The organism is Streptomyces barkulensis (assembly GCF_002843305.1).
GTDB lineage: Bacteria > Actinomycetota > Actinomycetes > Streptomycetales > Streptomycetaceae > Streptomyces > Streptomyces barkulensis.
Genome location: NZ_PGSG01000010.1, coordinates 1 through 25,816, shown reverse-complemented (window position 1 = coordinate 25,816; position 25,816 = coordinate 1). Strand labels below are relative to the sequence as shown.

The window sequence follows — 25,816 nt, the reverse complement described above, 5'->3', positions numbered from 1 at the left end:
CAGGTTCCGGGTCAGGGCGAGCAGCTGGGCCAGGGCGAACTCCGCGACCGCGTTCGCGTTGGAGCCCGGGGTGTGGGTGACCGCCACGCCGTGGCGGTCGGCGGCGGCCAGGTCCACGTGGTCGGTGCCCGCCCCGGCCCGCCCGATCACCCTCAGCCGGCTGGCCACCGCCGGGCCGGTCGCCGCCGCCAGGAAGGCGGCGCGCAGCGGGACACCGGCCCGGGACTTGAGCGCGTGGTAACCGAGCCCGTCGCGGACGGTCTCGGCGACAAGCACCGACTCGTCGAAGGCGTCGAAGTCGGCGAAGGCCACCCGGCCCGCCCACGCCGCCCGCACGCCCGCCGGGTCGGTCACCCGCCGGAGGTTCAGCGTGACGGCCAGACCGTGCCCGAGCAGACGCTCCAGCTCACGGTCGAGCAGCTCCCCGGGAGCCGCGTCCAGCAGCAGCACTCGCATCCGCCCCATGGGTCCCCCTTCCCGGCGGGTGGACCGTACACGGTCCAGCGGCCGACGGCGAGAACCCTGGCCCCTGTACCGGGCTGACAGAGACTCCCACATCTCCAGTTCCTCCAGTGCGGGGGTGTCCGGGAGCGGTATCCCTGGTCAGGGAGTGGTGGTCTGGTCTGGGTTGGACAGGTGGGTGTGTGGCCGTGGTCGGGCCGTCTGGTGCCTCGGTGACGTGGTGAGTGCGGGCGCTGGTCCTAGGGGTGGGACTCTGAACTGCGGGTTTGTCGGGTGGCGGGCGGTGGTGATCAGGTCGTGTCGTCTGCGCTGCGCAGGGTTCGTGTTCGGTGGGTGTTGGTATGCGGCAGTGCTGGGGCGAGCCGCCTGGCCGGTGGTCGCCTTCACCTGCTGGCTGACGGCCTGAAGGTAGACGTGGGCGGTCATCGCAACTGAAGCCGGTGGTCTGCAACCCCGGCTCTGGCCCATTATGGGGCGGGTGATGATTCCTTCTCCGGACGAGGTCGAGGCCGCGCGTACTCCGGCGGGCGGCTGGACCCGTGATCAGCTCGCCGCCTGGGGCGTGCCCTGGCCGCCCCCAAAGGGCTGGAGGCAGCGACTGGCCGACCAGTGGCACGCCGCCCAGCAGGCCCCGCACCAGGACACCGCTCCCTCGGGGCCCGGTGGGGGAGAGGCGCCCGTGGCCACACCCGGCACCGTCGAGGTGCCGGGGCCGGAGCCCGACTGGCAGCCCGCGCCGGCCCTGGGCTACTACGTGGGCAAGAACCCCGCCTTCCAGGTGAGTCCGTGGCAGTACGCGGCGAGCTTCTACCGGATCGTCGCCGGGCTGACGCCGCCGCTGGAGACGATCGCGGCCCGGCTGCGTCTGGAAGTGGAGCGCACCTGGGAGGAGCTGGGCGAGGTGGACGTGGCCCTGTTCCGCATCCAGGGCACGGAGTTCGCCCTCAGCCGGTTCGTGCACGACGAGGCCCGCCTGTTCGTGTGGCTGAACCGCTCGCAGCGCGACGTCGAAGCCGCGCTGGAGGTCTTGCTCGGCGCGCTCGGGGTGGGCCGTGAGGCCGTGGCCTTCACCGAGGACGACCTGAAAGCCGAGCAGTCCGACACGTCCGGCTGACCCTCCTCCCGCTCCCGGCGGCGCACAGCCATAGGCCCGACCCTCTTTGGGGCAGGTCCTGCACAGCAGAACCTGCCCCAAAGCGCTCTTGAAGCCCGCAGACCATGATGGCGTGGGGCGACCAAGGCACCCCCCGGCCTTCGCCACCGCGGCCAGGCCAACCGTAGAGATCAGTGCACCGCCGCGGGGCCAGCGGCTGCCGGCGGGGGCCGTCCGGGGAGCTGCCCCAGACCCGCTGCGCGTGCCGGGTGCGGGTGAGGCCGAAGTCGTACAGCCCCGGTGCGCCCCTCGACTCCCAGTGTTCCCAGGCCTCCAGCAACTCGTCGGCCAGACGGCGGGATCCGCCCTGGTAGGCCACGACCGCCGGACCGGGGCCGAACCTCGCCCTTCGCACACCTTCGCCAGCACCCGCTCTGAAGGCCGGCGTTCCCCGAGAACCTCGCGGACCACCGGCTTCGGCATCGGCGGAAGGTGCTTGGTGATGCAAGGTGCAGCTCGTTCCGTTGGGAGTTCGAGGCCGTTACGGCTCGTCCATGCCGGTCGGTGGTCCCTGTGGGTTTCCGCTCGCGGCCAGGGTGCGCTTGATGCCGAGCCGCACGAAGGCACGGGCCCGCATCGCTCGGCGGACACGCCGCAGGGGGCCGATCGGCCCGGGATCGGCGTACCGGCGCTCGCGGATGTCGCGGACCACGTCCGCGGGCGCGCCGAGCGCCGGCAGCTCCGTCAGGGCCTCGCCCTTCGTGATCAGCCGTCCGTCGCGGAGCGTGACGGTGGCGCGGGCCAGGACCAGCAGGCCCAGATCCACCCATACGTCCCGGAGCCAGAGCCACGGTCTGGCCGTGGCCGGGAGCCAGAACTCCGCCAGGTCGCGCCGGACGAACTCCTCCAACTCTCCCGGGGCGAGCGGCGGGAGCAGTTCCTCCGGCGGCGGGCCGTGGAGGGTGAGTCCGCCGTCGAGCAGCTCCCGCCGGGTGACCGGGGTGACCGGGCGCTCCAGAAGCATGCCGTGCGCCCAGGTGACATGGGCCGCCCCGGCGTCGGAAAGCGCCGCCCCGGCCATGTAGGAGCAGTGCAGCGTGTCCGCTGCCGGCTCCTCCTCCACCAGCCTCCGGTGGAGGTCGGTCAGCCGTTCCTTGTGCTCGGCGTTCAGGGGCCCTTCGACCACCGCGATGAGATCGAGATCGCTGCGCTTCGGCCGGAAGTCGCCCAGCGCGAGTGAACCGTGTGCCCAGACGGCCACCACCGGCACCACCGACCGTGCCTCGGAGACGAACCGCTTGAGCACAGCATCCGTGTCAGTCCCTGCCACGGTGAGGAGCCTCGCAGAGCACCGTGCACCGCGCCACAAGCTCATCTGATCACGAGCCGCTGCCGGGGCGCTGAGACGCCGACCCCTGTGGCTGTTCCCTGTGGCTGTTGAACGGGGGAGTCGGCGGGCGCGGCCGGTGGCTTGTCAGAGCCCGCGGTTAGCGTCGCTTCTCATGGGCATCCACTGCGAGTACGTCCGCCTTTCCCCGGCCGAGCTGCGGCGGTCGCTGGACGATCCGGCCTGGGCGCAGAAACACCTCGACGAGCTCGGTGACGCCTGGGCCGACGGGGATCCACTGCCGCCGGAGAAGGCGCCGTTCTTCAGCATCGAGAAGACCTGGCACAAGTTGCACCACCTCCTTGCCGCCCACGGCGGCATGCCGGTCGACATCGTTCATGGAGGGGCCGTGCTTGTGCTGGAAGAGGAGATGGCCTACGGCCCCGCCCGTTACCTGAATTCCCAGGACGTCGCCCGGGCCGCCGGTTTCCTCGCCGCCACACCGTTCGGCGAGCTCGCCCCGCACTACGACCTGGCGGCCATGCGCCGCGCCGAGATTTATCTCCTGCCGGAATCCGAGGCCGGGGTCCCCTCGGACCTGGAGACCCTGCGGCGCCGCTACCAGGAGCTGACCCGGTTCTTCCGCGCTGCCGCCACAGCGGGCGATGCCGTCGTCCTCATGCTGACCTGACCGGGCTTCCGGCCCTGCCCGGACCGCCCTGAGCAATAGTCAAGAGTTGTGGGTGGGGCCTTCCGGCGCGGTGATCTCGGCTGCTGCGAGCCGGGCATCTTCGCGCACCCGTGGGTCGGGGTGGAGGAGGAACGGCTCGATCAGCGGCCGGGCCCGCGGGTCTTGGGTGGCGCCGAAGACGTAGAGGGCGTATTCGAGGAGCTCGTGTTCCATCGTCGGCATGGCGGTCGCCAGCGGTTCGACGAGGTCCAGGGGCAGGCGGTCGTGGTTGAAGGCCTCGCTGATCGAGTTCAGGGCGGACTCGCGGACCTTGTTTTCCGGTTCGTTGACGGTCAGGCTGACCAGGCATCCGACGACCAGGCAGGCGGTGTCCGTGTCGAGCGCAGTGCCTCGTAGGAGGTCCCCGAGGACTGCAGCGGCAACGTCCCGACGGTTCGGATCGCGGTCGGTCAACGCGTCACCCCGCCCGTCTCGACATCGACCGCATGGTCCCCCTGGCCGGGGCCTGGGACTCGGGCGCCCACTCCTGGGACGCCCAGCGGCGTGAGGCCTTCGCCAACGACCTGGACGCCGGCTACGCCCTGATCGCGGTCACCGTCTCCACCAACCGCTCCAAGGGCGACCAGGACCCGGCCGAACGGCTTCCCCGTCCACCGATGCGCACTGTGACTATGCGGCCGACTGGATCGCCACCAAGCTCCGCTGGCCCCTGACCGCCGACACCGCCGAACGGTCGGCGCTGGAAGACCTCCCCGCCGACTGCCCCGACACCCGCCTCTCCTACACCCCCGCCCCCTGACCCCCGCGGGTTCGGCGCGAGCAGAGAAGACGGTTCACGGCCGCAGGCATCTTCGCGAAACCGGATGCCGGATTCCAGTCCCGGCCGGCGCCTGTGCGGTGTGCTGCGGCGCCCCTTGTCCACCAGGTCAGGACCGCATCCGCGCGTCGAGGCGGCGGACACAGATGCGACCCGGGGCGCGAGCTGCGGGCCCGAAGGGGTGCCGTAGGGCAGTAGTCGGCGACATAGGACAGGCCGCCACCGTTCGAGCCGATGACCACGCCACCGTCCTTCTGGCCCGCGCCGACGTCCGCCCAGGTGACGCCGTCGATACTGTTGTCGGCGTAGTGAGAGAAGTGCTCAGGTGTGTACAGACGGACGTGCTCACTGGTGGGACCGGGAGGACAATCCCGCGGCCGTGAGGGTGTCCGCGGGCGTCCATGACTCGACGGCGGTCTGAACCTGGAGCACGCGGGCGTAGGCTCTCAGGGATGCGGATAGGTGAGCTGTCCAAGCGCACGGGCGTGAGTCCGCGCTCACTGCGGTACTACGAAGAGCAGGGCCTGCTGACCAGCTCACGTTCAGACGCGGGGCAGCGTCACTATTCCGATGCCGCGGTCCAGCGCGTGTCACTCATCCGACAGCTGTTCGACGCGGGTATGTCCAGCAGGGTGATCGCGACTGTGCTGCCGTGTGTGGACATTCCGGGTGACCTGGGCGTCGCCGGGGAGACGTTCACGGCGATGATGCGCGAGTGCGACCGGATCGACGCCGACATCGCGCACCTGACCGAGACCCGGGATGCACTCGACGTGCTGATCAGGGCCAACAGCCGACACCGGGCGGAGCTGTCCACGACCCCGGGACCGGTGGCCCGGTCGACCTGATGCTGTGGTCTACGTCTCAGCCGGTTGCCCCTCACATCAATGTCAGAGGTGAGGATGGCGACAACGCCTGGAATCACCGGGTCGTTCATACGAGAGGCGGCGGAAGATGGGGCAGGCGTGGGGTTTCGGCAGGTATGGCGGGCCCGAGGTGCGGGAGTTCTTCGATCGTCCCGACCCCGACCCCGACCCCGACCCCGTCCCCGGTCGCGGCGAGGTGCTGATCCGAGTCGACGTCGCCGGGGTGAATCCCCTCGACCACCTTCTGCGCTCGGGTCTGGTCGACGGGCTCGACGGCGGGCGTCCGTTTCCCCGCGTGCTGGGCATGGAGGCAGCCGGAACCGTTCTCGCCCGGGGCGAGGACGTCAACGGGTTCGAGGTGGGTGACGCGTGGTGAACCGGCCGTCGGGTAGTTTGCGTAGCCAGCCGCGACCGACGAGTCTGACCAGCCTCCCACGCAGCGGCTCCAGCTTGGCCCGCACGCTGACGTCGATTCCCAGCGCGTCGCCGACCTGCCGGGCCTTGACCGGGCCGGCGGCCTGCCGCACGGCGGCGGGAATGCGCTGGTAATCCGGCGGAAGGGTGGTCTCCTCCACGCCTGAGGTGCGGTGCGGGATCAGCGTCACCGCACGTCCGCCCACCTGCCCGGGATCCAGCATGCACCGGGTCCTAGAAGGCCACCCGGACACGGTGGGTGCGAACCGACAAGATGGTCCTGGAGCGAGAGATGGCGCAACCGTCATTGGCGTGACTGGTTGCCGGACCATTCACTGGCTTGGGCACCGATGGGGATCTTGGTGATGTCAAGGCGTAACGGGGAGGCTAGCGAGGTGCCGCGAGTACGTCCCGGAGTACGTTCTCGAGCGTGACGCGGGCCAGCTCGTGTCTCAGGGTCTCCTCGATGCCCTCGTAGATGCTCTGCATCGCCGGCTGGATGCCGTAACCCACCACGCACCCCTGGTCCGGGGTGGTGCGGTGCATCGCGAACAGCGGGCCGGGCTCCACTGCCTCGTACACGTCGAGCAGGGTTATCGACTCCAGCTCGCGCGCCAGCGACCAGCCCGCGCCCACGCCCCGCCGGGACTCCACGAGCCCGGCCCTGCGCAGCTCGCCGAGCAGCCGCCTGATCACCACGGGGTTGGTGTTCGCGCTGGTCGCGATCTGCTCGGAGGTGGCGACCTCATGGCCCTGGCGCTGATAGAGACCGATCCAGGCCAGCGCGTGGGCGGCAATGGTCAACCTGCTGTTGGCACTCATGAAGCCCTCCTCTCGGCCGCAACGCTTTATGTTACGACAATGCAGTCGTAACAGTGAAGGTTGCAACGCCCTGTCGTAACAATTAGAGTTGCGACTACTGAGAAGAGGCGATCAACGAGGTGAGAAGAATGAGCAAGTCACTCATGGGCAAGGTCGCCTTGGTCACCGGGGGGTCGCGCGGACTGGGAGCCGCGACCGTACGGCTGCTGGCCGAGCAGGGCGCCGACGTCGCCTTCACCTACGTCAGCTCCGAGAAGCAGGCACAGGCCGTCGTCGACGAGGTGCACGGCAAGGGGGCCAAGGCCGTCGCTTTCCGGTCCGACCAGGCAGACACGAGCCGGGCGCCGGCGCTGATCGACGACGTGGTCGCGCACTTCGGCGGCCTGGACATCCTCGTCAACAACGCGGCGATCTCCGTGGCCGGCACGGTGGACGACCCGGACGCCGACACCACCGCACTGGACCGGATGCACGCCACCAACTACCTCGGCGTGATCGCCGTCATCCGGGCCGCCTCCCGAGTGCTGCGCGAGGGCGGCCGCATCATCACGGTGAGTTCCGGACTGGGCTCCCGGGTCGGCGCCCCCGGCCTTGCCGACTACGCGGCGACAAAGTCCGGGATCGAGAGGTACACCATGGGCGTCGCACGCGACCTTGGACCCCGGAACATCACGGCCAACGTAGTGGAGGCCGGACTGATGGAGGGCGGCATGCAACCGCCGGACCCCGAGACCCTCAATGCCCTGGTCAGCTCGCTGTCTCTGCAACGCATGGGGCACCCCGACGAAATCGCCGCGGCGATCGCCTTCCTGGCGAGCCCCGCCGCGTCGTACGTCACGGGTGCGGTGCTGGACGCCCACGGCGGCTACAACGCCTGAACCCGAACCCCCTGCCGCGCGCCCCGAAGGACATCGCGCCTTCGGGGCGCGCACGGCCGACGACCCGCGACAAGGCGTACGACTCGAAGGCTGTGCGCGTGAGCTGCGACGCCGCCGCATCCAGGCGCTGGTCTCCCGCAAGCAGGGCTTCGGCATAGTCGACTGACGTCCGGTTCCTGACGGGATGGCCAGGCTGGACGGGGTCCGATGCAGTACAGGCACGGACATCCGTGATCACGGAGTTCTCTGCGCTCTGTGATCCTGGGAAGCCCGTGCCTGCCGACGCGTCATTTCCGATCTCTCCTGCTCTTGACCAACTCGGCTCCCATCCGGAGGCCGTGAGTGGTGAGGTTCCCGGCCTCATGGAACGTCTTGCGCAGGTCCCCGACCCACGTGATCCACGCGGAGTGAGACATCCGCTCGTCGCGGTGCCGGCCCTGACGGCCTGCGCCGTCCTGGCCGGGGCGAGGTCGTTGCCGGCCGTGGGTGAATGGGTGGCCGACGCCCCGGCGGAAATCCTGGAACAGCTCGGCATCCGTGTCGATCCCCTCTTCCCCGAGCGCTCCTGGCCCGCGGAATCGACGGTCCGCAAACTCCTGGCCAGGACCGACTACGCCGAAGCCCTGCCCGATGATGGGTCCTCGGGCGTGCACCGCGGGACTGTACGGAGTGGGAGCGACGGGGGGGAGCGGACATCCGATGGTCGAGGACATCAAGGACATGGCGCACGACGAGGCGGGGCAGCCGCCGATACCGCGGGCGAGCGCGGCCTACGACGGAGACGCGGTGATGACCCCGGCTGCCCGGGACCTGGTGGCCGACTTCCTCGCCCGCGCCCAGGGCGAGCGCGGCCTGCCGGTCACCGCCAAAACAACCCAGATCGCCCGGCTTGTGGTCAGCGAGCTGGTCACCAACGTAGCCAAGTACGCCCCCGGTCCGTGCCTGCTGGACGCGGAGATCCTCGGCGACGGCCTACAGCTCACCGTCTGGGACACCGAGGCCCACCTGCCCGGCCTGGCCACCCCGGATACCGAACGCGTCGGCCGCCACGGCATGGAGATCGTGCTGGCCCTGTGCCGCCACTTCGAGATCAGCCAACAAACCGGAGGCAAGCGGATCCGCGCCCGCATCACCCTGGACTGACCTCGGAAGGCCAGCACCCGGTAAGCCCGGGGCCAGGCCGACTGTCTCAGGAGCCCTTCGGGTCTCCCCGACCAGGCCCTCGAAGAGGGCGGAGGTCGGGGAGGATGAGCTGCGCTGGCGCCCGGAGGAGCTGGAGCACAAGGTGGCGCGTATCGAGGAGCCGGAGGCGGAAGTCGCCCGGCTCCGACAAGGCCGCCGCCTCCACCCGGACCCTGGCCAGCATGACCGACCGGGATGTGGCGGAGCTGCAGACCACGATGCGCCCATCTGCCCACCGCAGAGGCCGGTTCTCCCTCGCCTGCCGACCGAACCCGGCCACCCACGAGGCCGTCGGCTACGCCATGACCGACCACTTGTGAAACACCGGCGCTGCCGCGCCCGGTCGACCTGCCGCTGCGGAGACCATCCCGTGAGCGTGAGGAAAACAGGAATCGAGGGGGCCATCGTGAGCCCCGGGCCGGAGAACATACCTCTGTGGGGGTAGGGACCGCCACGCCTTGCCGGGAAGGCGGTCCCCCCGGCGGCGCGGGTCAGGGCTGCGATCCGGATTCCGCCGCGGACAACCCCTCCGGTGCCGTGCCCTCCGTGATACCCAGGTCCTGGGTCCCTATGACGGACAGCAGTTCCAGTTGCTCGGCTCCCGGGCTTCCGGGCGGGGCGGTGAACCACAGCAGGCGTTGGCGTCCGTCTTCGCTGAGGAGGTTGTAGCAGTCGAGTTCGATGATGCCGAGCGTGGGGTGGACGATCTTCTTGTGGTCCATGCGGCGCACCGCGACGTCGTGGGTGTCCCAGAGGGCTGCGAACTCCTGGCTGCGGCGGCGTAGCACGGCGACCATCTTCGTGACCTCCGCGTCCCGGCCGCGCTTGGCGGCCGCTGCTTGGAGGTCGGCCACGAACACCTGGGAGTGGTGCGGGTGATCCTCGGGCGGGTACCTCTCGCGCGCCTGCGGGTCGGTGAACCAGCGGTACACGAAGCTCGCCGCCGGGCCGCGGTGTGCCGGGGACTCGCCGAGCAGGTTCCTGGCCAGGTCGTTTTCCACCAGGGTTTCGTGCAGGTCGGTGATGACGCGCGCGGGGGTGTTGGACAGCCGGTCCAGCAGTCCGAGAAGCGCGGGCTGCACGTGCGCCGACGGTCCGTGCGCTGACGGAGGGCCCGGCCGTTCGGCGAGGTGAAACAGGTAGTCGCGCTCGTCGCCGTTCAGGCGCAGGGCTCGGGCGAGGGCGGCCAGGGTCTGGGCCGAAGGCTGCACGCCGTTCTTCGCGCTGCCGCGTTCCAGTTCGATGTAGTAGTCGGCTGACAGCCCTGCCAGCTGGGCGACTTCCTCGCGGCGCAGCCCGGGGACGCGCCGGCGCGGGCCTTGGGGGAGACCGACCTCGGCGGGGCGGATGCGGTCGCGGCGTGTCCTGAGGAAGGCGCCGAGTTCTGGAAGGTTCACCCCTTCATGGTCGCGCGCGCGCCGAGCCGTAGCCAGGGGGTGGCATCCCCTGGGTGAACGCAGCCCTGGCTGGGGGCGGGGGACCGGCCGATCGTGGATGACACAGCAGGGCGACGGCGAGACCGCGACCCGACCCGCATTCACCGCAGGAGTCAGTGATGTCCATCCCCACTTCCCTCGACGGGACCGCTGCCCAGGCTCAGCCCTCCGCCTCGTCCCGTGTCGCGATCGTCACCGGCGGCTCGCGCGGCATCGGCCGCCGGACCGTCGGACGGCTGGCCGCCGACGGATACGCCGTCGTGGTCGGCTACGCCGGCAACCAGGACGAGGCCGAAGCAGCCGTGAAGGAGGCCGTCACCAGCGGCGTCCGGGCGATCGCGGTGCGTGCCGACGTCGCCGACGAACACGCCGTCGCGGCCCTGTTCGACGCGGCCGAAGCAGAGTTCGGCGGTGTCGACGTCGTCGTGCACGCGGCCGGGCGGGCACACACGGCGCCGATCGCCGAGCTGGACCTGGCCGTCCTGGACGACCTGCACCACACCAACATCCGCGGCACGTTCGTCGTCGTCCAGCAGGCCGCCCGCCGGGTGCGCCCCGGCGGTGCGATCGTGACGTTCTCCACGTCCGTGGTGGGGCTGGCCTTCCCGGGCTACGGCGCATACTCCGCCAGTAAGGGCGCGGTCGAGGCGCTGACGCTGATCCTGGCCCGGGAGCTGCGGGGCCGGGACGTCACCGCCAACGCCGTCGCGCCCGGCCCCACGGCCACCGACCTCTTCCTGGACGGCAAGGACGAGGAGACCATCGCCCGCCTGGCCGCCCAGCCCCCGCTGGGGCGACTCGGTACCCCGTCGGACATCGCCGAGGTCGTCGCGTTCCTGGCCTCCCCGGTCGGCCACTGGATCAACGGACAGGTCGTCCGCGCCAACGGCGGAATCATCTGAACCGCCCGCCCAGCCACCCCATCGATCAACGAAAGACCCCCTCATGAGGAACGACGACACCGGAAAGGCCATCCCGGTCACCGGGGCCTCCAGCGGCACCGGGGCGCTGTCCGTGCGTGCTCTGGCCCTCGCCGGTCACACCGTGTACGCGGGCATCCGCCAGATGGCGACCCGTAGCGCGACCGCGGTGGCCGACCTGGTGCGCTACGACACCAACCACTTCGCCAACGCGGGCACCCCCGCCGACGTCGACCGTGCGGGAAGCCTGCGACCACCGTCACCAACCCCTTATGGACGACCTGGGCAAGCGCCTGGCCGCGCTCACCCCTTCGGACGCCGATGCGACCGAGGTCGCTGAAGCCGTCGCGCGACCGGTCGCGATGAAGCACGGCACCCGGCCTCTGCGCACCCACACAGACCCCAGCCGGGATGGCGGCGAAGTCGTCTCCGCGGTCCCCGACCGCCTCCGCGCCGACTTCTTCCGCCGCATCGGACCGGACAGCCTGCTCACCGCAGGCAGCTCCCTGTAACACCCCACTGAGAGAAGGAGCAACCAACCATGCCTTTCGCGAACTTCAAGGTCCCCGAGAAGACCCTCACCCCGAAGCAGAAGGAGGAGATCGTCACCCGCACCACCGAGCTGTACGTCGAGATCTACGGCGAGCGCGCCCGCAACAACACCATGGTTCTGGTCGAAGAGGTCGCCGACGGCGGCTGGGGCATCGCCGGTAACGTACTCACCCTCGCTGTGCTCGGCGAGGCGACACCGACCGACATCAACGACGCCTGACCGCACCGGCCGTCATCCGGCCAGGACACCACCTTGAAACCGAAGGCCACCGGATCGAGCGTCCGGCCACACGGCCTCGCTCATCCGGGGGCCGGTGAGATCAGCGAAGCCCTTCAATGTGCCCCCGCACCCCGCACCCCGGCGGTATCCGCCGGGGTGCGGGGGCGGGACACGGCAGCGGTCAGCCCCAGATCGAGCCGCTTGTCCATGTCCGGGCGGAAGGCGCCGTACGGGTTGGTGTTGGACCAGAACAGTGCGGGCAGGCCGCGCCGGCCCTCGTCCCTCAGATTCTTCGCCCAGGCCGGCTCGGCCAGGACCTGCTGCACCAGCAGCGTGTTGACATGCACGAGCGCGGACCGGAGCAGATGAAGCGCGAGTATCGAGTCGACCCGCGCTGACGACATGACACGGGTCGGTGACGGAACGGCTCGACCTGTTCCGGACGGAGTTCCATCAGCCAGCAGGGCCCGACCCGGCTCGGCGGTCATGCCGGCGCAGGGGCTCGAGCAGAGTGAGCGCCGAATGAGCCAGTTTTCCCTCCGCCGGGGGCATGGCGCTGAGGCCGCGCAGTCGTTCGTTGCGCTGCTCCAGGGCCTGGGCGGTGGTGGGGAAGAGGGTGGCGCCGCCCTGGCCGACCAGCCCTTGGTTCGCGGTCACGAACTGCCGGGTGTCGCGTTCGTAGGCGGCGAAGCCCGCGCCGTGGCCCCGGTCCGCGAGGCAGCCGGCGAGCATGTACGCGCCGACGAGTGCGAGGCTGGTGCCCTGTCCGGTGAGGAACGAGGGCGCGTACGCGGCGTCGCCGACCAGCGCGACCCTGCCGTTGGACCAGCGGGGCATGTGGATCTGGCTGACCCCGTCAAAGAACAGGTCCTCCGTCTCGCGCAGGGCGGCCAGCATGCCCGGGACCTCCCATCCCGCGTCGGCGAAGACCTTGGCGACCAGGTCGCGTTGGGCTCGCGGGTCCCGGAACGCGCCCATGGGCGGCTCCGGCCGGGCGAAGTTCAAAAAGGCGTGCACCTCGTCGTCGTCACCCACGGAGTAGAGTGCCGCGGCCCTGCCCGGGGCGTTCCACATCACGGTCTCGTGGGAGAGCCCGAAGGTGTTGCGCATGGTGAACACAGCGAAGCAGTAGCCGAGGTAGCGGTGGAACTGCTCTTCAGGGCCGAACAGCATCTCCCGGGTGCGCGAGTGCATGCCGTCCGCACCGAACACCATGTCGAACGTACGGCTGCCGCCCCCGCGGAAGGTGACCTCGACCCCGTGGTCGCTCTGGTCGAGGGTGTCGATGGAGTCGCTGAACAGGAACTCCACGTCGTCACGGACCGCCGTGTACAGCGCTTCCGTCAGATCCCCGCGCCGTACCTCCAGGTCCCGTCCCGCGACGCCGCCGGTGACGGCATGCGGGTGCAGGGAGGTCACCTCGCTGCCGTCCGAGTCGAGGAAGGTCAGCCGCCGCAGGTCGATGTGCGCGTCCCGCAGCCGCGGCAGGATCCCCATCCTCCGGACGACTTCCAGTGCGGTGCCGCGCACGTCGATGGGATAGCCACCCCCACGCAGGGTGGGCGCCTTCTCCACGACCGTGACCGCGTATCCGTAGCGGTTCAGCCAGAACGCGAGGGCGGGCCCCGCGATGCTGGCCCCGGATATCAGGACCTTGCGCCTCGGCGTGCCACGGACATCCGTCAGCTGATCGGTGAGGGTCATTCCTTGACTCCTTTGGGCATGGTGCGGGTGACGAACAGGACCAGCGACGTGACGACGCCGGCTGTGACGAAGCCGGTGACGTAGGCCGATTCGGCCGCGACCTCCGACCCGGAAGGGGTTGCGGCGGTGAGGAGCGCACCACCGAGCTGCCCGCCCACGGCGTAGCCGAGCACGCGGCTCACCAGGATCAGGCTGGTGGCGATGCCGGTGTCCTTGGCATCGACGGCCGTGGCGGTGCTGGTCATCATCGCCGTGACGCACAAGCCGTTGGCCAGCGCGATCAGCGCCTTGCCGACGACGACGTGCCAGACCTCGGTGTGCACGGACGCCAGGACGACCAGGGAGACGGCCATCATGACGACCCCGGTGTTGACCACGGCACGCGAGCCGAAACGCCGGTCCCCGATCCCGCCGAGCGGCCCGGCCAGCGTCGCGGCGACGGCGCCGGGCAGTAGGAGGAAGCCGATCTCGGTGGCGCTGGCGCTGAATCCGTACCCGTCGCCGCGCTCGTCGAGCAGCTGCGGAACGAGATAGGCCGCCATCGAGGTGCCGAGGCAGATCACGAACGTCAGCGCACACGCCTTCCAGATCGCGGGCCGTGCCAGCATGTGCAGATCGATCATCGGAGAGGCCGCACGCCGTTCGACGGACACCCAACCGGTGACGAAGACGGCCAGAAGCACGAGGAGGGCGCCGAGCACGAGTGGTTGCGAGGCCGCTTCGGGCGCCAGCGCGAGTACGAGCATGAGCGTGACCAGCATCCCGCTCAGGAGCAGCAGGCCGGGCCAGTCGATGCCGGCGTCGTCCGACCCGCCCGGCTGGTCGGACGGCATGAGCCTGTTCACGAGCAGGGTGGCTCCGATGACCGCGATCGTGGGCAGCGCGAACATCCAGTGCCGGGAGAGCTCTTCCGCCACCGGCCCGGCCGACAGCATGCCGACCATCCCTCCTCCGACGAAGAGTCCGCTGACCACCCCGATGGCGACCCTCGACTCTCCCGGGGGGAGGTTTTTGCGCACGACGATGAACGACAGGGGAAGCGCGCCCACCATCGCCCCTTGCAGCACCTGCCCGAGCAGCAGCACGGGCAGGTTCGGGGCCAGGGCGGACACCGTGCCGCCGACCGCGACGACCGCCATCAGCCGGATCAGGACCCGTTTCCCGCCGTAGCGGTCGCCGAACTTGCCTGCCAACGGCGTGATGAGTGCCCCGGTGATGAGGAGCACGATGCTGAGCAGTGCCCCTTCGGACTGGCTCATGTCCAGTTCGCGTTCCAGGAGCGGGATCGTCGGTGACACCACCGACTCCAGAGCGCCGGTGGACAGTGCCAGTAAACCGAGGGCTCCGACAGCGGCCTTCCCGATGGGGACCGGGGGATCCAGGGTTGTGGTCATGAGTGTCCTTTCCGTCATTGCCGGGTGAGGAAGGGAGCAACCGGGGAGCGCACGGCATGTGGCGCTGCCGCCCCGGATGGGCTGGGAGCAGCGGCGCAGCGCGGCCCGGGCTGGCGCTTCGCCTTGTCGGCGAGTCAGACCTGGGCGAGCACCGCCTGCGCCCGGCGCCGGTCCTGGCGCTGCCCGGCCAGGCGCACGGATCCCGCCGTCGGCCGGTCGAGCCCGGCAGCGCGCTGCGGGAAGGTGGACTTGCCGGACCCGGACGGGCCCATGACCGCGGTGAACGTGCCGCGCGGCAGGGCGAGGCCGACGCCCGCGAGGGCGTGCACCGTGCCCGGCCCGCGGCCGTACTGCCGCCGGACGTCGCGCAGTTCGACGGCGAGACCGGGCGTGGCGGCCGGGACCTCGGGCCGGTTGTCCGCCTTCTGCCGCCTGCCCCTGCGTAGCCTCATGTCCTGTCTCCCTCTTGCGTGCACTTTCCGTGACGGGTGAAGAGTGCGGGGACGGCTGAGCGCCGGGCGTCGTACCGGGGAGCCAATGTGGGGGCGCTACCGCGGTAGGGGGTGGAGGAGGGGCGGGACGGGGCGTGCTACTCGCCCGGGGTCACCAGTCCCGGCCCGGTGTTCCGATGTCCCTTTGGAGGCGCGGCAGCCGGCGTCCCTGACCGCTCTGCCGCAGCATCTCACCGGTTGAAAGGCTGTCTGACCCGCCTCATTCCTTCAGGCGGGCATGGATGGCTTCGCTGATGGTCCGCACCGCACGGTCGACATCTCGCACCATGGCCTCGGGGGTGAGCTGTTCGGATTCGTAGATGAACGCTGTGGAGCCGCGCCGGCTGCCGCAGTAGTCGATGATGCCGTGCTCGATCTGCGTCCGCAGCGCGCTCTCGTATCCGTGGCGCTCGTATGCACCGCAGTCGTCGCCGGCGATGGGGAGAAGATGTGTGGTGAGGCCCTGCAGTTTCGGCTGCAGACCCGAAGCGGGGGAGTGTTCGAAGGCCCAGCCGTTGACGAAGACACGGTCGATCCACCCCTTCAACAGTGCGGGCATCGACCACCAGTACACGGGGAAGACCAGCACGAGATCGGTGGCGCGCTCAAGACGACGGTGTTCAGCCGTGACGTCAGCCGGATAGTTGCCGCCGTCGTGGTACGCCCGGCGATCCGCCGGAGTGAACCGGGGGTCGAACCGCTCCTTGGCCAGGTCGGCGATCTCGACCGATCCGGGTTGAAGCGCTGCCTGAAGTTTTCCCAGCACGTGATGCGTCAGGGACCGGGGGTCGGGGTTGGCGGCGACCAGCAGGGTGTGCATCGATGGCTCCAGTTACGTGAGGATACGGACGTCAACAAGTGGTGTGGATGTGCGGGATGGCGTGCGGTGCTCCGCTTCCCGGAGCCCGGTACGTCAGGCCAGGGCCCGAGGGACTCAGCACCGCCGGGCTTCCGCTGCCGTGGCCCGCAGGACGAAGTCCTCGAAGGTCCGCGGTGCGCGCCCCGGCACGGTGGCGACGTCGTCCGACGTCCGGGCAGAGGTCCCGCGTTCAAGCAGCACGAACATCTCGGTGAGGTGCTGGGCCTCGTCCTCGCCCCAGCCCTCCTGGACCAGCGTCGCGGTGTACCTGGCCGGGGAGATGCGCCGGTAGACGATGGGCAGTCCGGACGCCCGGGAAATCAGCTCGACTGCCTCCGCCCAGGTCGGTCCGCGCGGCCCGGTCAGCTCACAGACCCGACCGGCGTGCCGTCCGGGCTCGGACAGCACTGCGGCCGCCACGTCGGCAACGTCCTCAAGGCCGATGAACGGCTCGGGGACCGCACCCGCCGGAAGCGCCGGCGGCCGGCGGGGTGTGGAAGGGGTGCCCGTCGAAGTTCTGGGCGAAGTCCGAGGCGCGCAGGATGGTCCGTTCCAGCGCCGAGCCGCGCACGGCGTCCTCGGCCGGGCGCGTGTCCAGACCGAACGCGGAGTCGCCCCAATCGCCGGTGCCGTGACCGGAGAGCAGGACAGGCGCCGCACACCGGCGGCCTCGGCCCGCGCCACGAAGTCGTGCACCGGACCGGGCACGGGCACAGGCACCACGCAGGCGGTGGTGACGCCCCGCAGGACCTGGTCCCAGCCGGCGGGGTGGAACCGGTCGAACGGGGCCCGACTGGAACGGGAGGCGGCACGCACGGGCGTGCCGCGCAGCCGCAACCGGGCGGTCACCCGCCGGCCGGTGTTGCCCGTCGCGCCGGGGACAAGAGTGATGTCGTTGCTCATGGCAGCGAGTCAACGGCACACACCCGGACGGTTCCATAGGTGATACGCCAGATCACCTGGGTAATCGTCTGAATCGTTTAGCCTTGGCGGGTGGATGCTTTCGGCGACCTACTGCGCGGAGTGCGGGCCCAGGGCTCGTTGTTCGGCAGCTCGACCCTGACCCCGCCCTGGTCGCTGCACTTCGTGGACGGCGCGCCGCTGACCTTGTGCACCGTCCTCTCCGGAGGCGGCTGGATCGTGCCGGAGCGCCGCCCTCCCGAGCGCCTGGGCGTCGGCGAGACAGTGATCGTGCGGGGCCCCGCGCCGTTCCTCTTCGTCGACGAGGTGGGCACTCGGGCCGAACCCGTCGAGTGCGGCGCGTTCTGCTCGACGCCCGAGCAGGGTGGGACCCGCCACCGGCTTGGCTGGCACGACGCCGGTACCGGCGGCCAGGACACGACGACCCTGGTCGTCGGCGCCTATCCGGTGCGCGGGGAGATCAGCCGCAGGCTGCTGGACGCGCTGCCCGTCGTACTGCGCGTGGGGTCCGGCGGCGGGCCCGACCCCGTGTGGGACCATCTCGCCGCCGAGGTCGCCGCCGACACCCCGGGCCAGCAGATCGTCCTCGACCGGCTGCTGGACTGGATGCTGGTGTGCGCGCTGCGCGAGTACTTCGACCGGCCCGGCGGTACTCCGCCGGGCTGGTACTCCGCCGGGCGCGACCCGGTGGTGGGCGGCGCGCTGCGCCTGCTGCACGGGGAACCGGCAGCGCCGTGGACGGTCGCCTCGCTGGCCAGCCGGACCGGGGTGTCGCGGGCCACGCTGGCGAAGCGGTTCACCGACCTGGTCGGCGAACCGCCCCTGACCTACCTCACCCACTGGCGCATGACACTCGCGGCGGACCTGCTGACCGAGCGCGAGACGGCGACTGTCGCGGAGATCGCCCGCGCCGTGGGCTACTCCGACGCGTTCGCGTTCAGCGCGGCGTTCAAACGAACCCGCGGCATCAGCCCCAGCGCGTATCGGCGCACCGCGACGACCCCACCCCCGCAGCCGGCCGGCACACCCCCATGACAAGTCCCCCGGCATCCGCCCCCCTCGTCCAGGACCCTCCGCTGGTCAGCGAGATAGAGGCGCAACAGCCTCCGAGCGCTCACCTCACCCAGGTGAACAGCAGGCGCTTCGACTGACAGACAGTCAGCAATCACCCTGCCTGACACACATTCTCGTGTCTGGAGAACCGTCCCACTTCGGCTCCCCCGCCCATCCCGGCCGCAGATCCGGCACCGGGACGGCCACGCTCAGCATCGGCTCCGGCAACGTCCACGTCACGCGTGGTCCCTTCCACCAAGGACCCCAGCGCTGTCGCTTCGCTACCGAGTCCCGCTAAAAGAGCGTTTTGTCCCGGCAAGGTTGTTTGGTTCGAGGTTCAGGTATCGCGCCAGTTCGGGGTGGATTCACTGGTGAGCCGTCGGCTTATGAGGTCGATCATCGCGACGTGAATCATGGCCTCGGACCGGTGGGCGTGGGTTTCGTAGTCGCGGGCCAGGCGGCGGTGGTGCATGAGCCAGCCGAAGGTCCGCTCGACCACCCATCGCCGGGGAATCACCTTGAAGCCTTTGGTTCCAGGGGTGCGCTGGACGACTTCGACGTCGATACCGAGGCGAGCGCCGTGGTCGATGACCTTCGTGCGGTAGCCGTTGTCGGCCCATGCCTTGGTCACGTGGGGGCTTGTGCTAGCGATCTGGGAGAGCAGGTGTATGCCGCCGGCGTTGTCGGAGACGCCGGTCGCGGTGACCCAGACGGCCAGGAGCAATCCGAGGGTGTCGACCCCGAGGTGGCGCTTGCGGCCTGCGATTTTTTTGCCGGCGTCGATGCCCTGGTCGGCCGCGGGCGCGTTGGCCGAGGTTTTGATGCTCTGGGCGTCGAGTACGCAGGCGGTTGGTTCGCTGTCGCGGCCTTCGGCCTGACGGAGCAGGCGCCGCAGCAGGCCATTGAGCTGGTCGAAGATGCCTTCCTTCTGCCATGCGGCGAAGTAGCCGTAGACGGTCTCCCACGGAGCGAAGTCGTGGGGCAGATAGCGCCAGGGGATGCCGGTGCGATCGACGTAGAGGATGGCGTCCATGATGCGGCGCAGGTCGTGCTCGGGTGGGCGGCCGATGTGCAGGCCCTTGCCCCTGCGCTCGGCCCGCCAGGCGGTGAGCGTTGGTCCGATCAGTTCCCAGCGGGCGTCGGACAGGTCGCTGGGATACGGGCGCTGTCGCGTCATGTTTCGGTAGTACCGTCAGGCGCGGCACCGCCCCAGGGCGCAAAAGGCGTCATCCAGGGGCGCGTTGGGATCAGACAGGAGCGAGTACGTCGAAACGGGCCGAGGTCTCGCCTCTGTAGTCACATGGCCCTCGCAGGATCCTCCCGCCTCAACAACCCCATGGCGACCCGCGACCTAAGTGCCACCAAACAACCTTGCCGGGACAAAACGCTCTTTCAGACCGTCTGGCCACCATGCTGCCAGCCTTTCACGAGGAGCTGTGCTGGGTGGGAGGTGCGGTCACGCTGCGGTCTTGAGGGGGTGCCCGCCCCAGCGGACGCCTTTCTCGCAGTCGTCAGGGGGTGAGCAGGCGGGGACGGCCTCCCGCCCATCGAGGGTCCAGGCAGGCCAGACCGATCTCGTTGAACCGGTGGATCACCTCCCGGACGGTGTCCTCGTCGGCCTGCACCGGCTGGGCGATTACCGGCACCCGGTTCCCGCCGGCCGAGGCCAGCAGCATCATCGCGCGCCGGTAGCGCACTGAGCTGGTGCTCCCCCGGCGCACGATCTGCTGCAGTTTCTGCCCCTCCTGGTCGGTCAGTCTGCGCACACGGACAGGCTCGGCCACTCGCGCCTCCCAGCGGTCGGATCGGACGTCGCCGCCCATCCGACTGCTCCAACCGCCAGCCCGGCGAACCTTTGCGGTCAGAGCACTAGCCAGCGGGCCGTGTCCGTGGGACAGGCTAGGCTCTCTCTAGCCAGAGGGGAGAGAACGGTGCCGTACGGACTGCCGCATCTCGCTGACGCGACGGACCTCGATAGATGGGCCGACACGCGGTCTGCGCAAGCCGACCTGCCTCGGCTGGTGCGACGGCTGATCCGCGCAGAGAACGACCAGGTGCAGCGGGTCGAGATGCGCGGCGGTGAAGGAGTCGGGCTCACCGGCTACGACGGCTTCGTGGAGGCGAGCCGCGCCACTCCGTTCGTTCCCGAGGGCCTGAGTATCTGGGAAATGGGCGTTGGAGGAGACCCAGGGGCCAAGGCCCAACGCGACTACAGGTCACGAACCGACGACCCGCAGGGGATCGATCCGACGGACCACACATTCGTCTTTGTCACCCCCCGGCGATGGGAAGACAAGAAGGATTGGGAGCAGCGAAAGCGCGCCGAGGGCGTATGGCGGGATGTTCGCGTTCTCGATGCGGACGACATCGAACTGGCGCTGGAGGTTTCACCAGCAGTTCAAGTGTGGCTGTCGGAATTGCTCGGGCTGGAACCACTAGGGGCGACCTCCGTCGAAGACTGGTGGGGTAGATACTCCCGAGGCTTCGACCCGACGATGACGCCGGAAGTCGTGCTCGCCGGTCGCGCCGACCAGGCCGCCACCCTGGTTCGGCGGATGGCCGAAGACGTCGGCCGGACCTTCATCCGCGCGGTCAGCGTCGACGATGGGCTGGCTTTCGCCGCATGCTCGATGATGACGGTCCCGCCGGAGGATGCCGAGCCGATCCTCGCTCGGTCACTGCTGGTGCACGATGGCGTGACTCTCCGCCGACTAGATCGTATGTCCAGCCTTTTGATCCTTCTGCCTTATGAAGAGGGCCTCCAGCGAGAAGCGCACCTAGTTGAGAACCATCACGTCGTCTTCGTGATCACCGAGCCCGACGGTGATGCCGACATCGAGTTGCCTCCACACGACCACCTGGCCCTCCAGGCCGCACTCACCGAGGCAGGCGTACCGACGGAAGACCTTGAGCGATATGTGAGGGCAGGCACGAAGAGCCTGGTAGCGCTCCGTCGAGTGGCTACTAGGTTCGGCCAGCGCAACCCGGAGGAGTGGTCAACCTACCTGGCAAAGCGCGCCATTCGGCGAGCCTGGCTCGCCGGGAGGTGGAGCCAGTCCAAAAGCGGAGACGGCGAGGTGCTCGCAAGTCTGTGCGAAACGGACCTCATTGACTTGGACGAACGCCTTCAGGGAGCCATCCGTCGGGCCGACCCGTTGTTTACCAAGGTCGGCGAGACATGGGCGGTTGCTTCCCCATTGGACTCATGGAGGACCGCACGCGCTTTGATCACCGAGGGCGACCTGTCTGCCCTGGAGCGTTCTGTTCAGACGGTGCTCGGATCGATCGACCCTCGGCTGGAACTGCCAGCTGAGGACCGCTGGGCCGCCGCGGTTTACGGCAAGGCACCCGTGCATTCGTCGAACCTGCGAAAGGGACTGGCGCGGTCGCTCGCTCTGCTCGGCACTCGTGGCGACGACGTTCGGCTGACCGGTGGACGTTCGGCCCGGGAGTGGGCCGAACGCGTCGCCCTGAGCCTGTTCACTCGCGCGAACGAGGACGACACGGCTCAGTTGTGGACGTCGATTTCAGACGTTCTGCCGCTCCTGGCAGAGGCCGCGCCAGACGCGTTCCTTCGTGCTGTCTCCAAAGCCACGGTCGGGACCGAGCCGCTTGCCAAACGCTTGTTCCAGGACATCGACAACCGCTGGAACGTGAGCAGCCCTCACACCGGCTTGCTGTGGGCGATCGAGGGCATCGCTTGGTCGGAGCAGCACATGGCTTACGCCGCCGAGGCACTCGCCTCCCTAGCCGAGATTGACCCTGGGGGTCGCCTCAGCAATCGCCCCAGTGCGAGTCTGCACGCAATCTTCAGGGCTTGGTCCCCGCAGACGTCCGCATCGCTCGATGCACGCATTCAGACCTTGGATAGCCTGGCTCGCCGTCATCCCGGTGCTTCTTGGGACCTTCTGCTTGCGCTCTTGCCGAGCAGTCACGAAGTAGGCATGCAGAGTCACACCCCCGAGTTTCGCGATTGGGCCACCGAGGCGACCCCTGTGACTCGGGCAGACCTCATCGCGACCCTGGAGGCGGCGGCATCCCATATTCTTCGGTTCGCGCAAGACGACGCGACTCGTTGGGAAGAGATCGTCCCGAAGTTCGATCGTCTGCCGCCCGACGCGCGGACGGAAGCGGTTGCGGCGATGTCTGATCTCACGCCAGACGACCTGACACCCGAGCGGAGTAACGCTCTCTGGGAGGCACTTAGCGGCTACATCAGGAGCCATCGCGAGCACGCCGACGCTCAATGGTCACTCTCGGAGGACTGGTTGGTGCAGCTCGCGACCGTCGCAGATCGCCTGAAGCCGACCAAGCCTGCCGACGCGCACCGTTGGCTCTTCGATGACTGGCACCCCGACATTGGAGTGCCGGTCGATGATCTGAAAGCCTACGACGCGGAACTCGCGGCGGGTCGCGAACAGGCCATTGGTGAAGTCTTCGCCGACGAAGGCCTGGCCGGAGTGCGCCGACTTGCGGCGTCCGTGGAACTGCCCTGGACTGTCGGATCGGCCTTGGCAGCGACAACGGAAACTGTAGACGCCGAAGTCATGGGAGACCTCGACAGCGAAGACCGGACCACTAGACAGTTCGCCGACGGGTTCGCACGTCGCAGACTCCTCGGATCTCTTGACGACATCCGCAGGTGGGCCGCACAGTTCGCGGGTCGCCCGCTTCTGCAGTCTCGTTTGTTCCAGTTGGCGGAGGATGTACCCGCAGCTTGGGACGCGCTGAGCGACTATGACGAAGCGGTTCGGAGCGCGTACTGGTCGGAGTTCTCGCCGTACGGCCGTGGGTCCGACTTCCCTCACATCAACGAAGCGGTTCAGAACCTCCTGAAGCACGGGCGCTCGGCTATCGCCGTTGACGCATTGAGTATGTACGCCACGCGAAGTGGTGACGATGTCGACGAGAACCTGGTCATCCAGGCTCTCCAGGAGTTCGGCAGCCACGACGACCCCGAGGCTCGAAGCGTTTCGGCCTACGACATCACGAGCCTCATCGACTACCTCAAGAAACGCGGAGTCGATGAGGAGAAAATCGCTCTTTTGGAATGGAGGTATCTGCCACTCCTCCAAGACGACGGCGAGATGCTCGCACTCCAGCGACTTCTGTCCCGCGATCCACGCACCTTCGTGCAGATGATCGAAATGGCCTTCAGGCCCGCGAGCGCGAGGGACGAAGAGAGAGTCGAGCAGACCGCCGGGGATGCGACTCTCGCGAGCAACGCGTATCGACTTCTTCGCGACTGGAAGATCGTCCCGGGGGCCAACGATGACGGCGTGATTGAGGCCGATGACCTCCGTGCCTGGCTCGACGAAGCAAGACGGCTGCTTGAGGAGTCCGACCGGCTTGAGATCGGGGAACTGCAGATCGGTGAGGTTCTCGCGCATTCACCGGAGGACGCGGACGGCACCTTCCCGTCCTTTCCCATTCGTGAAGTCTTGGAAGACGCGTCGGGCGAGCGCCTAGCGAGAGGGTTCTCCATCGGCGTCTACAACAAGCGAGGCGTTACTTCACGCAGCATGGCTGAAGGTGGTCAGCAGGAATATGATCTTGCCGACGAGTACGCCGCGTGGGCCGAGGCTGTGCAGGCAACTCATCCGCGCACTGCATCCGTCTTGCGCGACATCGCTGACTCCTACCGCGAGGAGGGCCGAAGGAATGACGAAGAGGCGCGTCGATTCCTGGAAGGCATGGACTTCTAGCGAACTCGTGCATGGTAGGTGGTGAGGCGTCGAGCTGCTGATCGTTGGTCACGGTTGTGTGGTGGGGAAAGCGATGCGTGCAGCGATCATCAGCGGCCGGACGATCACCGGTTTGTCGGCCGGTGTGATCGCTGAATTCGTGGTTGAGCTGGGTCTCTTGCGGCACGAACGGCACCAGGCCAGTTTCACCTCCCGGCCGCGTCAGCGGGCCGTGGGCGCCGGCGCGAAGCACCGGCTGGTCTTCGTCGACCGGCTGCTGGCCACCCTGTGGACCGCTCCACCATCACCCGCGTCGTCGGCGGGATCCGGCTCATGCTCGCCGAGCGCGGCTGCGTCGTCCACCCCTGCGTGCGGCTCACGACCCGCACCAAGGCCATCGACCACCTCGGCGCTGGCGGCAGGACCGGGATCATCGGCAGCACCGAGATCCGTGTCCAGCCGCCGGACGCGCGGACCGGGAGGCGTTCATCTCCGGCAGGACCAGACAGAACGCCGTCCAGGCCATGGGCGTCACCGGCGACGGCGGCCGCGTGCTGTTCCGCAGCCCGCCCCGGCCGGGCAGCTGCGCGAACTTCACCCACACCTGTCAGCTGGGGCTGGTCAGCCTCCTGCCCGACGGGCCCGCGGTGGAGATCCTCGCCGACACCGGCTGCCGGGGCCTGGGCACGCAGGCCAGCGGGCGGGTGATCACACCACCGCACCGGAAGGTCGCCAAGAACTGAGCTGTACTGATCTTCGTGGAGTCCCTCAAGCCTGGGTTACGCTTCCAGGCGTAAGGAGAACCACGAGCAATGCCAGCACCCCGTAAGTACCCCGATGAGCTGCGTGAGCGGGCGGTGCGCGAGGTCCGCGCGACCGGCCGCCCTGTGGCCCACGTCGCCCGCGACCTCGGCATCCACAAGGAAGCCCTGCGGTCCTGGGTCCGCCAGGCCGAGGCGGACGCCGGCGAGCGTGACGACCGGCTGACGACCGCCGAGCGCGACGAGTTGAAGGAACTCCGCAAGGAGAACGCCGAGTTGAGGCGGGCCAACGAGATCCTGAAGGCCGCCTCGGTGTTTTTTGCCCAGGAGATCGACCGTCCCCGGACGAGGCCGAGCAGGTGATCGACCACCTGCGCGACAAGGGCCTCGGGGTCGATCCCGTCTGCCGGGTGCTGGATGTGTCGCCGTCGACGTACTTCGCGCGCAAGACGCGGCCGAAGTCGGCCCGACGCCTGCGCGACGAAGAACTGATCCCGCTGGTCACAGCCGCGTGGGAGGACTCCGGGCGCACCTACGGCGCACGCCGCGTCACCCGCGCCCTGGTCCGCGCCGGACACACGGTGGCCCGCTGCACGGTCGAGCGGCTGATGGGCGAGCTCGGCATCGAGGGCGTCATCCGCGGGCAGCGCCGCCGCACCACGGTCCCCGAGCCGGCCGCGCCGCGCCCGCCGGACCTGGTCAACCGCCGTTTCACCGCCGAGCGGCCCAACCAGCTGTGGCTGGCGGACCTGACCTACATCCGCACCTGGTCGGGGTGGGTCTACGTCGCGTTCGTCCTGGACGCGTACTCACGCCGGATCGTGGGCTGGCAGGCCGCCACGCACCTGCGCACGGACCTGCCGCTGGACGCACTGGAGATGGCGCTGTGGCGGCAGAGGATCAAGAAGGACGCCGATCTCATCCATCACAGCGACCGCGGGTCGCAGTACGTATCCATTCGGTACACGGAACGTCTCGCCGAGGTCGGTGCCTCGGCGTCGGTCGGGTCCGTCGCGGACAGTTATGACAACGCGATGGCCGAGGCCCTCAACGGCACGTTCAAAGCCGAACTGATCGAACATCAGGGGCCATGGCGGGACTTCGACCAGGTCGAGCGGGCCGTCTTCCAGTGGGTCGCGTGGTACAACGGTGAACGACTCCACTCCGCCCTGGGCTACGTGCCGCCCGACGAGTACGAGCAGACGTACTGGGCGTACCTGGAGGAAGTCCCGCAGACCGCTTGATCACACGATCGCGGACTCTACGAAA

General features: G+C 69.1%; 26 protein-coding genes and 4 pseudogenes. 16 read left to right on the top strand and 14 right to left on the bottom strand.

What is annotated here, in order from left to right:
• A pseudogene (locus CUT83_RS03175) lies at positions 1 to 465 on the bottom strand (NAD(P)-dependent oxidoreductase); the annotation flags it as partial.
• Between the two features lie 478 nt (positions 466 to 943).
• Between CUT83_RS03175 and CUT83_RS03170 the strand changes: the two are divergent.
• Positions 944 to 1,576, top strand: a complete 633-nt coding sequence (locus CUT83_RS03170) for a hypothetical protein (RefSeq protein WP_165869672.1) — start codon at positions 944 to 946, stop codon at positions 1,574 to 1,576.
• Between the two features lie 520 nt (positions 1,577 to 2,096).
• Here the strand turns inward: CUT83_RS03170 and CUT83_RS03165 are convergent.
• Positions 2,097 to 2,885 (bottom strand): nucleotidyltransferase domain-containing protein, encoded by a 789-nt coding sequence (locus CUT83_RS03165; protein ID WP_240958503.1) that lies wholly within the window; start codon positions 2,883 to 2,885, stop codon positions 2,097 to 2,099.
• 172 nt (positions 2,886 to 3,057) lie between these two features.
• Between CUT83_RS03165 and CUT83_RS03160 the strand changes: the two genes are divergently transcribed.
• Positions 3,058 to 3,573, top strand: coding sequence for a YfbM family protein (locus CUT83_RS03160; protein WP_101254339.1), 516 nt, complete (start codon positions 3,058 to 3,060; stop codon positions 3,571 to 3,573).
• A 39-nt stretch (positions 3,574 to 3,612) separates the two neighbouring features.
• Here the strand turns inward: CUT83_RS03160 and CUT83_RS03155 are convergent, their stop codons facing one another.
• The gene (locus CUT83_RS03155; RefSeq protein ID WP_101254338.1) at positions 3,613 to 4,026 is read right to left on the bottom strand and encodes a HEAT repeat domain-containing protein; all 414 of its coding nucleotides are present in this window, start codon (positions 4,024 to 4,026) and stop codon (positions 3,613 to 3,615) included.
• A 32-nt stretch (positions 4,027 to 4,058) separates the two neighbouring features.
• Here CUT83_RS03155 and CUT83_RS29775 point away from each other — a divergent pair, with 32 nt between their 5' ends.
• The 3 genes from CUT83_RS29775 (at position 4,059) to CUT83_RS03140 (ending at position 5,632) form a co-directional block, all read left to right on the top strand.
• A complete protein-coding gene (locus CUT83_RS29775; RefSeq protein WP_143688475.1) occupies positions 4,059 to 4,286 on the top strand; it encodes a hypothetical protein in 228 nt (75 codons plus the stop codon).
• Positions 4,287 to 4,842: 556 nt separating this feature from the next.
• Positions 4,843 to 5,238, top strand: coding sequence for a MerR family transcriptional regulator (locus CUT83_RS03145; RefSeq protein ID WP_101254337.1), 396 nt, complete (start codon positions 4,843 to 4,845; stop codon positions 5,236 to 5,238).
• Positions 5,239 to 5,344: 106 nt separating this feature from the next.
• Positions 5,345 to 5,632, top strand: coding sequence for an alcohol dehydrogenase catalytic domain-containing protein (locus CUT83_RS03140; protein ID WP_240958504.1), 288 nt, complete (start codon positions 5,345 to 5,347; stop codon positions 5,630 to 5,632).
• On the opposite strand, the gene CUT83_RS03135 is transcribed toward CUT83_RS03140, so the two are convergent.
• Together CUT83_RS03135 and CUT83_RS03130 are read right to left on the bottom strand one after the other, a co-directional pair.
• Positions 5,601 to 5,894, bottom strand: a complete 294-nt coding sequence (locus CUT83_RS03135) for a hypothetical protein (protein WP_240958506.1) — start codon at positions 5,892 to 5,894, stop codon at positions 5,601 to 5,603. The genes CUT83_RS03140 and CUT83_RS03135 overlap by 32 nt on opposite strands.
• A 163-nt stretch (positions 5,895 to 6,057) precedes the next feature.
• The gene (locus tag CUT83_RS03130) at positions 6,058 to 6,492 is read right to left on the bottom strand and encodes an Rrf2 family transcriptional regulator (protein WP_101254336.1); all 435 of its coding nucleotides are present in this window, start codon (positions 6,490 to 6,492) and stop codon (positions 6,058 to 6,060) included.
• 128 nt (positions 6,493 to 6,620) lie between these two features.
• Here CUT83_RS03130 and CUT83_RS03125 point away from each other — a divergent pair, with 128 nt between their 5' ends.
• From CUT83_RS03125 to CUT83_RS30250, 4 genes and pseudogenes are all read left to right on the top strand, one after another.
• Positions 6,621 to 7,370, top strand: a complete 750-nt coding sequence (locus tag CUT83_RS03125) for an SDR family NAD(P)-dependent oxidoreductase (protein ID WP_101254335.1) — start codon at positions 6,621 to 6,623, stop codon at positions 7,368 to 7,370.
• A 362-nt stretch (positions 7,371 to 7,732) separates the two neighbouring features.
• Positions 7,733 to 7,927: pseudogene (locus tag CUT83_RS30695) on the top strand (transposase family protein); the annotation flags it as partial.
• Positions 7,928 to 8,069: 142 nt separating this feature from the next.
• Positions 8,070 to 8,513: an ATP-binding protein gene (locus CUT83_RS03115; protein WP_240958508.1), complete on the top strand. Its 444-nt coding sequence runs from the start codon at positions 8,070 to 8,072 to the stop codon at positions 8,511 to 8,513.
• 221 nt (positions 8,514 to 8,734) lie between these two features.
• A complete protein-coding gene (locus CUT83_RS30250) occupies positions 8,735 to 8,872 on the top strand; it encodes a hypothetical protein (RefSeq protein WP_165869673.1) in 138 nt (45 codons plus the stop codon).
• Between the two features lie 171 nt (positions 8,873 to 9,043).
• Here CUT83_RS30250 and CUT83_RS03105 read toward each other — a convergent pair whose 3' ends face one another.
• A complete protein-coding gene (locus tag CUT83_RS03105; RefSeq protein ID WP_101254333.1) occupies positions 9,044 to 9,949 on the bottom strand; it encodes an MmyB family transcriptional regulator in 906 nt (301 codons plus the stop codon).
• Positions 9,950 to 10,107: 158 nt separating this feature from the next.
• Here CUT83_RS03105 and CUT83_RS03100 point away from each other — a divergent pair, with 158 nt between their 5' ends.
• From CUT83_RS03100 to CUT83_RS03090, 3 genes are all read left to right on the top strand, one after another.
• Positions 10,108 to 10,890, top strand: coding sequence for an SDR family oxidoreductase (locus tag CUT83_RS03100; RefSeq protein WP_101254332.1), 783 nt, complete (start codon positions 10,108 to 10,110; stop codon positions 10,888 to 10,890).
• A gap of 290 nt (positions 10,891 to 11,180) precedes the next feature.
• The gene (locus CUT83_RS30690) at positions 11,181 to 11,420 is read left to right on the top strand and encodes a hypothetical protein (protein ID WP_240958509.1); all 240 of its coding nucleotides are present in this window, start codon (positions 11,181 to 11,183) and stop codon (positions 11,418 to 11,420) included.
• A gap of 29 nt (positions 11,421 to 11,449) precedes the next feature.
• Positions 11,450 to 11,680: a tautomerase family protein gene (locus CUT83_RS03090; RefSeq protein WP_101254331.1), complete on the top strand. Its 231-nt coding sequence runs from the start codon at positions 11,450 to 11,452 to the stop codon at positions 11,678 to 11,680.
• A gap of 113 nt (positions 11,681 to 11,793) precedes the next feature.
• Here the strand turns inward: CUT83_RS03090 and CUT83_RS03085 are convergent, their stop codons facing one another.
• From CUT83_RS03085 to CUT83_RS31485, 6 genes and pseudogenes are all read right to left on the bottom strand, one after another.
• The gene (locus CUT83_RS03085) at positions 11,794 to 12,084 is read right to left on the bottom strand and encodes a Tn3 family transposase (protein ID WP_277347754.1); all 291 of its coding nucleotides are present in this window, start codon (positions 12,082 to 12,084) and stop codon (positions 11,794 to 11,796) included.
• Positions 12,085 to 12,133: 49 nt separating this feature from the next.
• Positions 12,134 to 13,384, bottom strand: a complete 1,251-nt coding sequence (locus tag CUT83_RS03080; RefSeq protein ID WP_101254330.1) for an FAD-dependent monooxygenase — start codon at positions 13,382 to 13,384, stop codon at positions 12,134 to 12,136.
• Positions 13,381 to 14,778, bottom strand: coding sequence for an MFS transporter (locus CUT83_RS03075; RefSeq protein ID WP_101254329.1), 1,398 nt, complete (start codon positions 14,776 to 14,778; stop codon positions 13,381 to 13,383). The genes CUT83_RS03080 and CUT83_RS03075 overlap by 4 nt, the downstream gene beginning before the upstream one ends.
• 137 nt (positions 14,779 to 14,915) lie before the next feature.
• Positions 14,916 to 15,230 (bottom strand): annotated as a pseudogene (locus tag CUT83_RS03070) (ATP-binding cassette domain-containing protein); the annotation flags it as partial.
• A 259-nt stretch (positions 15,231 to 15,489) separates the two neighbouring features.
• Positions 15,490 to 16,089: an NAD(P)H-dependent oxidoreductase gene (locus CUT83_RS03065; RefSeq protein ID WP_101254328.1), complete on the bottom strand. Its 600-nt coding sequence runs from the start codon at positions 16,087 to 16,089 to the stop codon at positions 15,490 to 15,492.
• 114 nt (positions 16,090 to 16,203) lie between these two features.
• Complete coding sequence (locus tag CUT83_RS31485; RefSeq protein WP_338104315.1) at positions 16,204 to 16,548, bottom strand: Rossmann-fold NAD(P)-binding domain-containing protein; 345 nt, start codon at positions 16,546 to 16,548, stop codon at positions 16,204 to 16,206.
• Positions 16,549 to 17,121: 573 nt separating this feature from the next.
• Between CUT83_RS31485 and CUT83_RS03055 the strand changes: the two genes are divergently transcribed.
• Positions 17,122 to 18,084, top strand: coding sequence for an AraC family transcriptional regulator (locus CUT83_RS03055; RefSeq protein ID WP_101254327.1), 963 nt, complete (start codon positions 17,122 to 17,124; stop codon positions 18,082 to 18,084).
• Between the two features lie 355 nt (positions 18,085 to 18,439).
• On the opposite strand, the gene CUT83_RS03050 is transcribed toward CUT83_RS03055, so the two are convergent.
• Together CUT83_RS03050 and CUT83_RS03045 are read right to left on the bottom strand one after the other, a co-directional pair.
• Positions 18,440 to 19,279, bottom strand: coding sequence for an IS5 family transposase (locus CUT83_RS03050; RefSeq protein WP_101254326.1), 840 nt, complete (start codon positions 19,277 to 19,279; stop codon positions 18,440 to 18,442).
• Positions 19,280 to 19,616: 337 nt separating this feature from the next.
• Positions 19,617 to 19,886, bottom strand: a pseudogene (locus CUT83_RS03045) (helix-turn-helix domain-containing protein); the annotation flags it as partial.
• A 147-nt stretch (positions 19,887 to 20,033) separates the two neighbouring features.
• Here CUT83_RS03045 and CUT83_RS03040 point away from each other — a divergent pair.
• From CUT83_RS03040 to CUT83_RS03030, 3 genes are all read left to right on the top strand, one after another.
• Complete coding sequence (locus CUT83_RS03040) at positions 20,034 to 23,807, top strand: hypothetical protein (protein ID WP_101254325.1); 3,774 nt, start codon at positions 20,034 to 20,036, stop codon at positions 23,805 to 23,807.
• Between the two features lie 503 nt (positions 23,808 to 24,310).
• Positions 24,311 to 24,529, top strand: coding sequence for a hypothetical protein (locus CUT83_RS03035; protein ID WP_101254324.1), 219 nt, complete (start codon positions 24,311 to 24,313; stop codon positions 24,527 to 24,529).
• A gap of 69 nt (positions 24,530 to 24,598) precedes the next feature.
• Positions 24,599 to 25,791 (top strand): IS3 family transposase gene (locus tag CUT83_RS03030; RefSeq protein WP_101253822.1). Its coding sequence is split into 2 segments (ribosomal slippage): positions 24,599 to 24,863 and positions 24,863 to 25,791, totalling 1,194 coding nucleotides; the frame shifts between segments, so codons are not numbered across the junction.
• The last annotated feature ends 25 nt before the right edge of the window (positions 25,792 to 25,816 follow it).

Bases quoted from the DNA above. Each gene is read 5' to 3' on its own strand.
- CUT83_RS03170 (WP_165869672.1), top strand. From the start codon at position 944: ATGATTCCTTCTCCGGACGAGGTCGAGGCCGCGCGTACTCCGGCGGGC.
- CUT83_RS03160 (WP_101254339.1), top strand. From the start codon at position 3,058: ATGGGCATCCACTGCGAGTACGTCCGCCTTTCCCCGGCCGAGCTGCGG.
- CUT83_RS29775 (WP_143688475.1), top strand. From the start codon at position 4,059: ATGGTCCCCCTGGCCGGGGCCTGGGACTCGGGCGCCCACTCCTGGGAC.
- CUT83_RS03145 (WP_101254337.1), top strand. From the start codon at position 4,843: ATGCGGATAGGTGAGCTGTCCAAGCGCACGGGCGTGAGTCCGCGCTCA.
- CUT83_RS03140 (WP_240958504.1), top strand. From the start codon at position 5,345: ATGGGGCAGGCGTGGGGTTTCGGCAGGTATGGCGGGCCCGAGGTGCGG.
- CUT83_RS03135 (WP_240958506.1), bottom strand. From the start codon at position 5,894: ATGCTGGATCCCGGGCAGGTGGGCGGACGTGCGGTGACGCTGATCCCG.
- CUT83_RS03130 (WP_101254336.1), bottom strand. From the start codon at position 6,492: ATGAGTGCCAACAGCAGGTTGACCATTGCCGCCCACGCGCTGGCCTGG.
- CUT83_RS03125 (WP_101254335.1), top strand. From the start codon at position 6,621: ATGAGCAAGTCACTCATGGGCAAGGTCGCCTTGGTCACCGGGGGGTCG.
- CUT83_RS03115 (WP_240958508.1), top strand. From the start codon at position 8,070: ATGGTCGAGGACATCAAGGACATGGCGCACGACGAGGCGGGGCAGCCG.
- CUT83_RS30250 (WP_165869673.1), top strand. From the start codon at position 8,735: ATGACCGACCGGGATGTGGCGGAGCTGCAGACCACGATGCGCCCATCT.
- CUT83_RS03100 (WP_101254332.1), top strand. From the start codon at position 10,108: ATGTCCATCCCCACTTCCCTCGACGGGACCGCTGCCCAGGCTCAGCCC.
- CUT83_RS30690 (WP_240958509.1), top strand. From the start codon at position 11,181: ATGGACGACCTGGGCAAGCGCCTGGCCGCGCTCACCCCTTCGGACGCC.
- CUT83_RS03090 (WP_101254331.1), top strand. From the start codon at position 11,450: ATGCCTTTCGCGAACTTCAAGGTCCCCGAGAAGACCCTCACCCCGAAG.
- CUT83_RS03085 (WP_277347754.1), bottom strand. From the start codon at position 12,084: ATGTCGTCAGCGCGGGTCGACTCGATACTCGCGCTTCATCTGCTCCGG.
- CUT83_RS03080 (WP_101254330.1), bottom strand. From the start codon at position 13,384: ATGACCCTCACCGATCAGCTGACGGATGTCCGTGGCACGCCGAGGCGC.
- CUT83_RS03075 (WP_101254329.1), bottom strand. From the start codon at position 14,778: ATGACCACAACCCTGGATCCCCCGGTCCCCATCGGGAAGGCCGCTGTC.
- CUT83_RS03065 (WP_101254328.1), bottom strand. From the start codon at position 16,089: ATGCACACCCTGCTGGTCGCCGCCAACCCCGACCCCCGGTCCCTGACG.
- CUT83_RS03050 (WP_101254326.1), bottom strand. From the start codon at position 19,279: ATGACGCGACAGCGCCCGTATCCCAGCGACCTGTCCGACGCCCGCTGG.
- CUT83_RS03035 (WP_101254324.1), top strand. From the start codon at position 24,311: ATGGGCGTCACCGGCGACGGCGGCCGCGTGCTGTTCCGCAGCCCGCCC.